The sequence below is a fragment of the Corynebacterium sp. HMSC074C04 genome (assembly GCF_001838295.1).
GTDB classification, from domain to species: domain Bacteria; phylum Actinomycetota; class Actinomycetes; order Mycobacteriales; family Mycobacteriaceae; genus Corynebacterium; species Corynebacterium amycolatum.
In genome coordinates this window covers 64103-71872 of sequence record NZ_KV836271.1, presented here as the reverse complement: position 1 = coordinate 71872, position 7770 = coordinate 64103, and the positions used below count along the sequence as shown (strand labels likewise).

Here is a 7770-nt window from a genome sequence, read left to right as displayed (position 1 = left end):
AAAAAAATGGGGTACAGGGTTGTCGACCCCGAGGCCTACCCCGGGGTCGAAGGGAAGGAAAGTTGCAAAGCAACAGAAAATTCCGAGGAGGATGTTACCAGTGTGACTAAAAAAATCTAGTGAGGCATCTGTGTTTCCCCGTTAATTTTGGGAAAATTATCAAATAATGTGACCAAACGAACGTTGGGTTGGGCTCACGTGGACGTCGTAAAGCCCGCGTGTACACCCGCAAATCGGGCGGAAATGCAATAGGTTTTAAGGCGTGAGTAGCGAAAAGAACACCACTGCCAATGAATTTGCTCCGAAGTCCCTACAGGACATCAAGGACAACACCTACGACCTCATCGGGGTCGGCTCGGGTTTCTTCGGTTTGACCGTTGCTGAGCGGACCGCCAATGAGCTGGGTAAGCGCGTGCTCGTTGTCGAACGCCGCAACCACATCGGCGGCAACGCCTACTCGGAGGCAGAGCCGGAGACTGGCATCGAGGTGCACAAGTACGGTGCGCACCTGTTCCATACCTCTAATAAGAGGGTGTGGGACTACGTCAACCAGTTCACTGACTTCACCGACTACCAGCACCGCGTGTTCGCTATGTACAAGGGCACCGCGTACCAGTTCCCGATGGGGCTGGGGCTGATCAACCAGTTCTTCGGCAAGTACTACAGCCCGGACGAGGCTCGCCAGCTGATTAAGGACCAGACCGATGGCCTGGATCCGCGCGACGCGAAGAACCTTGAGGAAAAGGCCATCTCCCTCATCGGCCGCCCGCTCTACGAAGCCTTTGTCAAGCACTACACCGCCAAGCAGTGGCAGACGGATCCGAAGAACCTGCCGGCCGGAAACATCACCCGCCTGCCTGTTCGCTACACCTTTAATAACCGCTACTTCAACGACACCTACGAAGGCCTGCCTGTCGACGGCTACACCGCCTGGCTGGAAAACATGGTGACCTCCGACAAGATTGACGTCGTTGTCGACGCCGACTGGTTCGAGGCGCGCGACGAGCTGCGCGCTGTCTCCCCGGATGCTCCCGTCGTCTACACCGGCCCGCTGGACCGCTACTTCGATTACGCAGAAGGCAAGCTGGGTTGGCGCACGCTGGACTTCGAGATGGAGGTTGTCAACACCGGCGACTTCCAGGGCACCCCAGTGATGAACTACAACGACGCGGACGTGCCGTATACCCGTATCCACGAGTTCCGCCACTTCCACCCGGAGCGCGATTACGTCAAGGACAAGACGGTAATTGTTAAGGAATACTCCCGCTTCGCCGACGATGGCGACGAGGTGTACTACCCAATCAACACTCCGGAAGACCGCGAGATGCTCGAGGCCTACCGCAAGCTCGCTGCAGCAGAAGCGCAGGAGAACAAGGTCCTCTTCGGCGGCCGCCTGGGCACCTACCAGTACCTGGACATGCACATGGCCATCGGCTCTGCACTGTCGATGTTCGACAACAAGATTGCACCGTTCTTCAACGACGGCGAAGCAATCGAGCAGGAGCGCGGGCACTAGTTTGCCGCTTGCGGCTCCTGCGCTAGTATTGCGCGAGTGTCGCGTGAGAAAAGCCAAACCGAAGTTCCCCAGCAGGGGCCATTGCTGCAGCGTGTGAACAAGTTTCTCACCCTGCCAGTGGCTCCCGTAATTCTGGTTCTCATCGGCTCTCTTGGCACCCAGGCCGCAGCCGTGCTGGTCACTGGTATGCTTTCCACGGTCGGCGCGCCGGGCATATCGGGCTTGCGCATGACTGCCGCCGCCATCATCATGGTGGTTCTGTTCCGGCCAAAGTTATCCGGGATGACCCGCGCTCGCGCCATCAACATCGTGGTCTACGGCATCGCTATGGGCATGATGAGCATGATGATTTACGCCGCTATCGCCCGCCTCCCGCAGGGCGTTGCCGTCACCATCGACTTCCTCGGTCCCTGCGTCGTGTCTTTCCTGGGACTGAAAATGTGGCGATCCCGCCTGTGGGCCATCGTCGCTTTCATCGGCGTCGCCCTAATCGCCCAGCCCTCCAATGACCTGGACCTTATCGGCATTGGTTACGCCGCAATCGGCGCGATCTTCTTCGGCGCATACACGCTCTTCTCCGCCCGAATGGGCAGCGCCGAGGGCGGCGGCATGCCTGACCTGGCGCTGTCAGTGGTCGTCGCAGCAATCGTGCTCGCGCCGTTTTCCGTATCCGCCGCACCGCTTGTCGACGGTTCGATGTGGGCCACCATCGTTATTTCTGGGTTCATTGGCGCTGTTATTCCCTACGTGATGGACACCATCGCTGCGGGGATTGTCTCAGCGGCGGTCGTCGGCACGCTCTTTGCACTGGATCCGGTTATCGGTGCAATCCTGGGTTGGGCGTTTTCCGGTGACCGAGTGACCTGGTCTATGGCGCTGGGCATCGTGCTGATTGCGGCGGCTGGCGCGATTATTACCTGGCGCGGGGCGCGGGAGTCGCGTGAGCTTGCGCAGTAGAAACGCGAGTACCGGAACCCGCCCAAAAGGAGTAGTTTCGACGTGTTCTGCTGGAAAACAACAGTGAATGCGGGTAGGTTTGTCGAAGATTTATTGTTTTTTAAGGTAATTCCCTGAAGAGGAAACACGCCTGATAGCTCCCACTGGTCGTGGGGAGTCGCACATTGTGAGGAGAATGCACACGTGAAAATCACCTCTACTTTCCGTGGTTGGCGCCGAAAGGTTGCAGCAGTTGCGTCCGCAGTAGCTGTGGCTGCGTCTGCATTGACCATGGCGCCGGCCGCGAGCGCGGCGGGCGACCGAGGTTCGCTGCGCCCGGGTTGTGAATGGGATTCGTACCAGTACTTCACCCAGAAGTGCCAGGTTTATTCGCCGGCCATGGATCGTGATATTCCGGTCCAGATTGTGGCCTCTGCCAATGGCGGTAACAAGGCTCTCTACCTGCTAGATGGCCTGCGTAGCCCGGCTGATGCCTCAGACTGGGTGGAGCACGGTAACGCTCCACGTACTTTTGAGGGATCCAACGTCAACCTTGTTATCCCCGGTGGCGGTGGCGGTAGCTTCTACACTGACTGGAAGCGTCCGTCAGTTAGCCTGCACGGTCCGTTCGTAAACATGTGGGAGACCTTCCTAACCCAGGAATTGCCTGTATACCTTGAGCGCGAGTTCGGCATTTCCCGTACTGACAACTCCATTGCAGGTCTCTCCATGGGCGCATCTGCGGCGCTGTCGCTGGCATACAACCACCGAGACCAGTTCGGTCAGGCTCTTGCCTTCTCCGGTTACCTGCACACCACTGCGCCGGGTATGACCACTGCAATTGAGGCTGCTCAGTTGTCGGCTGGCTACAGCTCCTTCGACATGTGGGGTGCGCCTATGTCAGCGGAGCGTGTCCGCAACGATCCGTACCTGAACGTCGAGAAGATGAAGGGGCTGGATCTGGTTATTACCTCGGCAAATGGTGTTCCGGATGAGGTTCGTGACCCGAAGAACCTCTACCGTGTTGTTCCGAAGGCCGGTGGCGTTGCGCTGGAGTCGCTGTCCCGCTTGTCAACCCGCGAGTTTGAGTTGCGTGCTCGTACCTCCGGTTTGGATGCCACCTTTGAATACGAGCCGACCGGTATCCACGATTGGCCGACCTGGGATCGCAACCTCCAGAACTCCAAGGCCCGCATCGAAGGTTTCCTCGGAGCTTAAAACTAGAACCTGAACGAAAAGTCCCTATGCGCAGCAGATAGTCCGCAGCGCGTAGGGGCTTTCACATTCTGGCCTGTCGCTAGCGTGGCAACAAGAGGCAATCCGCCACGGGCACTAGGATGCTATGAGATAGAAACGTCGGTAACTTATCGGCGGCTACACCCCCGGTAGACCTTTCGGAAAGTGGTTGATACGTCTCATGGCATCACAGCCTGAACAAAAGCGGACACATACCCCGACAACGTCGTCAAGCCTTGCCGTTGAACGCCTGCAGCGGATTCTGCTGCCAAAGTTGGGTGAGCCACGTGATGTCCGCTCGCTCTACTTGGTTGAGCCGGAGACTAATGCCGGTCGTGTGCAAGCGCATTCGCGCACGTCAGCCACCATTCCGGCGGGTGATGAAGTTAGTTTTGAAACCTATTTCAATGCATTTCCGGCCAGCTACTGGCGCCGGTGGACGAATCTGGACAATGTTGTCCTGCGCCTGGAGCTGTCCGGTACCGCGCGCGTGGACATCTACCGTTCGAAGATTGACGGTGCTCGTATCGCCGTGACCGGCGAGGTTGTCGGTGACCTGGGCGCTGCTGCTGAAGGCGCAGAAGCCAAGGTGGACGGCAAGGATGTGCATGTTTGCGAAATCCCAGTACCGCTGACGCAATTTGAAGACGGCGGCTGGATTTGGTTCGACCTCACCTGTGAGACGGACGTGGTAATCCACTCCGCAGGTTGGTACTCCGATATCGAGGCGCCGAGCCAGACGTACCCGGACGGCACGGAGCACCCGGCGCCGGAGGGACGCGTCACTATCGGTATCCCGACGTTCAATCGTCCGACCGATGCAGTTGCTGCTCTCGAGGCGCTGTCCTCGGATCCGGAAGTCGATGCCATCATCGATGCTGTTTTGATGCCTGACCAGGGCACTAAGCACCCGGCGGACGAGCCGGGCTTCGATACTGTAGCCGAGCACTTCGGTGACCGCCTGCGTATCTTCCCGCAGGGAAATCTCGGTGGTTCTGGCGGGTACTCCCGCATTATGTATGAGGCCCTGGGGGGTCCGGAGTCCGATCCTGAGCGTGCTACCGACAGCCCGTTCATTCTGTACATGGATGACGACATCGCCATCGAGCCGGATTCCATCCTGCGCGCGGTCGCTGTCGGCCGGTTCGCGAAATCCCCAATGCTCGTTGGTGGTCAGATGCTGAATCTGCAGGAGCGCAGCCACTTGCACTCGATGGGTGAAGTCATCGGTCGGCATGACTTCATGTGGACCTCGGCTCCGCACGTCCACTATGACCACGACTTTTATGCTCACCCACTGCGTGATCGCGGGGAGCACGGCACTAACGCCACCGGTGAAGTCGTCGATTCGAAGGATCTTCACCGCCGCATCGATGTTGAGTTCAACGGCTGGTGGATGTGCCTGATTCCGCGCGTCGCTGCTGAGACGATTGGTCAGCCGCTGCCACTGTTTATTAAGTGGGACGATGCCGAATACGGTTTGCGCGCAGGCAAGGCAGGCTTTCCGACGGCCACGTGGCCGGGCGTTGCAATTTGGCATATGGCCTGGTCGGACAAGGACGATGCGATTGATTGGCAGGCGTACTTCCACCTGCGCAACCGCTTGATTGTCGCGGCTCTTCAGCACGAGGGCGATGCTGCCGGCATCGTGCGTTCCATGCGCAAGGCCACGTTCAAGCACCTCCTGTGCCTGGAGTACTCCACTGTTGCCATCCAAAACGAAGCCATGAAGGACTTCCTGGCAGGCCCGGAGCATCTGTTCGACATTCTCGAATCTTCGCTGCCGCGCATCAATGCCCTGCGCAAGAGCTTCCGCGACGCGGTTGTGCTGCCGAGTGCAGGTGATCTGCCAAAGCCCTCCGGTATTCCGGGGGTTCCGACAAAGGATGTCGGTGGTCGTCTGGGCAAGCTGAAGAAGGTCGGTTGGCTGGCCAAGGGGCTGCTGCACAGCGTGCGCCCGGAAAACTCCGAGCACCACGATGTGCCGCAGGCGAACCTGGCGCCGCTGGAGGCTCGTTGGTTCTCCCTGTCTCGCTTGGACGGTGCCACCGTTACTACCGCTGACGGCCGTGGCGTGGTGTATCGCCAGCGTGACCGCGACAAGGCCAAGGCTCTGCTGGAAGAATCCTGGGAGCTGCAAAAGCAGGTTGAGGAGCGTTTTGAGCAAATGAAGGCACGCTACCGCGCAGCCTATGACCATCTGACCAGTAGGAAGGCCTGGGCGAATGTCTTCGAAAATTAAAGGCGATCCGTTCGGCGAGTCCGACGTTCTCGTTAATATTCAGCACACGCTTAACGACGTCCCGGGGGTGCTGCCCACCGCACGTGCCATGAGCTATTTCGGTGAGCACGCCCTTGGATGGATGGGGCTCGCTGCTCTCGGGGCGGCGGTGGATAAGGAGCGACGCATTGGCTGGGCAAAGGTCGGTGTGGCCGCCTTTACCTCGCATGCGGCATCGGTGGTGCTTAAGCGCATTGTCCGTCGCCCGCGTCCCCATGACCGTCGTATAGCAATCGGCGTTGGTACACCGAGCAAGCTGAGTTTCCCGTCCTCGCACGCGACGTCGACGACGGCGGCGCTGGTGGGAATTGCCAAGTTGGGTTACCCGGCAGCACCGGCCGTGGGGGTGCCGGCGATTATGCTCTCTCGCCTGGTGTTGGGAGTGCATTACCCGACGGATGTTGCTCTCGGAGCGGCGCTGGGTACAGCCACTGCTCTTGCGGTGGACAAGATAGGTGATAAGGTCATCGAGCCGAAAAACGCGCAGCATAACCAGGGTGGACAGCCCTCCATTGCGGAAAGGAATGCACAGTGACACAGGCGGAGAACGACAACTTGGCCAATGTGTCGGCCAACCAGCGGCAAGCTTCTCAATCAAGGATTGGGTCCGAGCCGCACACTTCCGGTATCGATGAGCCTGCGCATCCGCAGGGGCATCCGCCGAAGAATCTGCTGGACGGCATGATCAAGGCGCTTCGCCCGAAGCAGTGGGTGAAGAATGTCCTGGTCATTGCGGCTCCACTGGCAGCCGGCAACGAAATCATGGACTCGGGACGTTCGATCGGCACGCTGACCGTCGACATCCTGGTGGCGTTTGTGGCCTTCTGTTTGGCAGCATCGTCGATTTACCTGATTAATGATGCCCGCGATGTCGAGGCTGACCGTGCGCACCCAACCAAGCGCTTCCGCCCAATTGCCGCTGGCGTACTGCCGGTGAGCATGGCGTACATTATGGCGGTCGCACTGATTATTGGTTCGATTGCGGTGTCCTGGTTTGCCTCTGAGGGGCCGGGGCTAGCAATTGTTGTGGCTGTATACATTGCGCTGCAGCTCGGTTACTGCTTTGGCCTGAAGCATCAGCCGGTGATTGATATTGCGCTGGTGTCCTCGGGTTTCATGCTGCGTGCAATGGCCGGCGGTGTTGCTGCCAACATCAACCTGTCCCAGTGGTTCTTGCTGGTTGCCGCCTTCGGTTCGCTGTTCATGGCAGCCGGTAAGCGTTACGCTGAGCTGCTGTTGGCGGAGCGTACAGGTAAGAAGATTCGTAAGTCGTTGCAGGGTTACACCGCGACTTACCTGCGCTTTGTGTGGACCCTCGCTGCGACCGCCGTGGTACTGAGCTACGCGCTGTGGGGCTTCGAGATGGGCCGCGCACCGGGCACTTCGTCCACTTCGGCTATTTGGTACGAGATTTCGATGGTTCCATTCACTGTGGCCATCCTGCGCTTCGCAGCCGACGTTGACCGTGGTGATGCGGGAAGCCCGGATGAGATTGCGCTCAAGGACCGTCCGCTGCAGGCACTGGCCGTCCTGTGGCTGCTGTCCATTGCCATCGCTGTCTACGCTGTTCCGGCTCTGGGGTAGTTCCTTGTTCTTTTCCCATTAAGCGAACTGCGGTTTCTCGTCGGTTTCTCGTCGGGTTCGGTTGGTAGCTGAAAGCCCATGCATCGAGGGGTGCATGGGCTTTTCTGTACCTCGTTAGTACTTAGGTTGTGTTTTGGGTTCTTGTAGGCGTGTTTTAGATGTCTCAGTCAGTCCTACGGGGCGGTCGGGGGCAGAATTACAATTCTGTAATTCCTCG

At 58.8% G+C, this 7770-nt stretch carries 6 protein-coding genes; all 6 read left to right on the top strand.

Annotation, left to right across the window (positions count from 1 at the left end):
- The first annotated feature begins 319 nt into the window (after nucleotides 1-319).
- The 6 genes from glf (at nucleotide 320) to HMPREF3011_RS04120 (ending at nucleotide 7553) form a co-directional block, all read left to right on the top strand.
- Nucleotides 320-1516: a UDP-galactopyranose mutase gene (gene glf / locus HMPREF3011_RS04145; RefSeq protein WP_070841205.1), complete on the top strand. Its 1197-nt coding sequence runs from the start codon at nucleotides 320-322 to the stop codon at nucleotides 1514-1516.
- Between the two features lie 36 nt (nucleotides 1517-1552).
- On the top strand, nucleotides 1553-2473 hold the full coding sequence (locus HMPREF3011_RS04140) for an EamA family transporter (RefSeq protein ID WP_224792262.1): 921 nt from the start codon (nucleotides 1553-1555) through the stop codon (nucleotides 2471-2473).
- Nucleotides 2474-2656: 183 nt separating this feature from the next.
- Nucleotides 2657-3670 (top strand): alpha/beta hydrolase, encoded by a 1014-nt coding sequence (locus HMPREF3011_RS04135; protein ID WP_070432090.1) that lies wholly within the window; start codon nucleotides 2657-2659, stop codon nucleotides 3668-3670.
- 199 nt (nucleotides 3671-3869) lie between these two features.
- Nucleotides 3870-5930: a glycosyltransferase gene (locus HMPREF3011_RS04130; RefSeq protein ID WP_070432089.1), complete on the top strand. Its 2061-nt coding sequence runs from the start codon at nucleotides 3870-3872 to the stop codon at nucleotides 5928-5930.
- A complete protein-coding gene (locus HMPREF3011_RS04125) occupies nucleotides 5914-6504 on the top strand; it encodes a phosphatase PAP2 family protein (RefSeq protein ID WP_038626952.1) in 591 nt (196 codons plus the stop codon). Before HMPREF3011_RS04130 ends, HMPREF3011_RS04125 begins: the two co-directional genes overlap by 17 nt.
- A gap of 29 nt (nucleotides 6505-6533) precedes the next feature.
- Nucleotides 6534-7553, top strand: a complete 1020-nt coding sequence (locus HMPREF3011_RS04120; RefSeq protein ID WP_048734319.1) for a decaprenyl-phosphate phosphoribosyltransferase — start codon at nucleotides 6534-6536, stop codon at nucleotides 7551-7553.
- Nucleotides 7554-7770 lie beyond the last annotated feature (217 nt).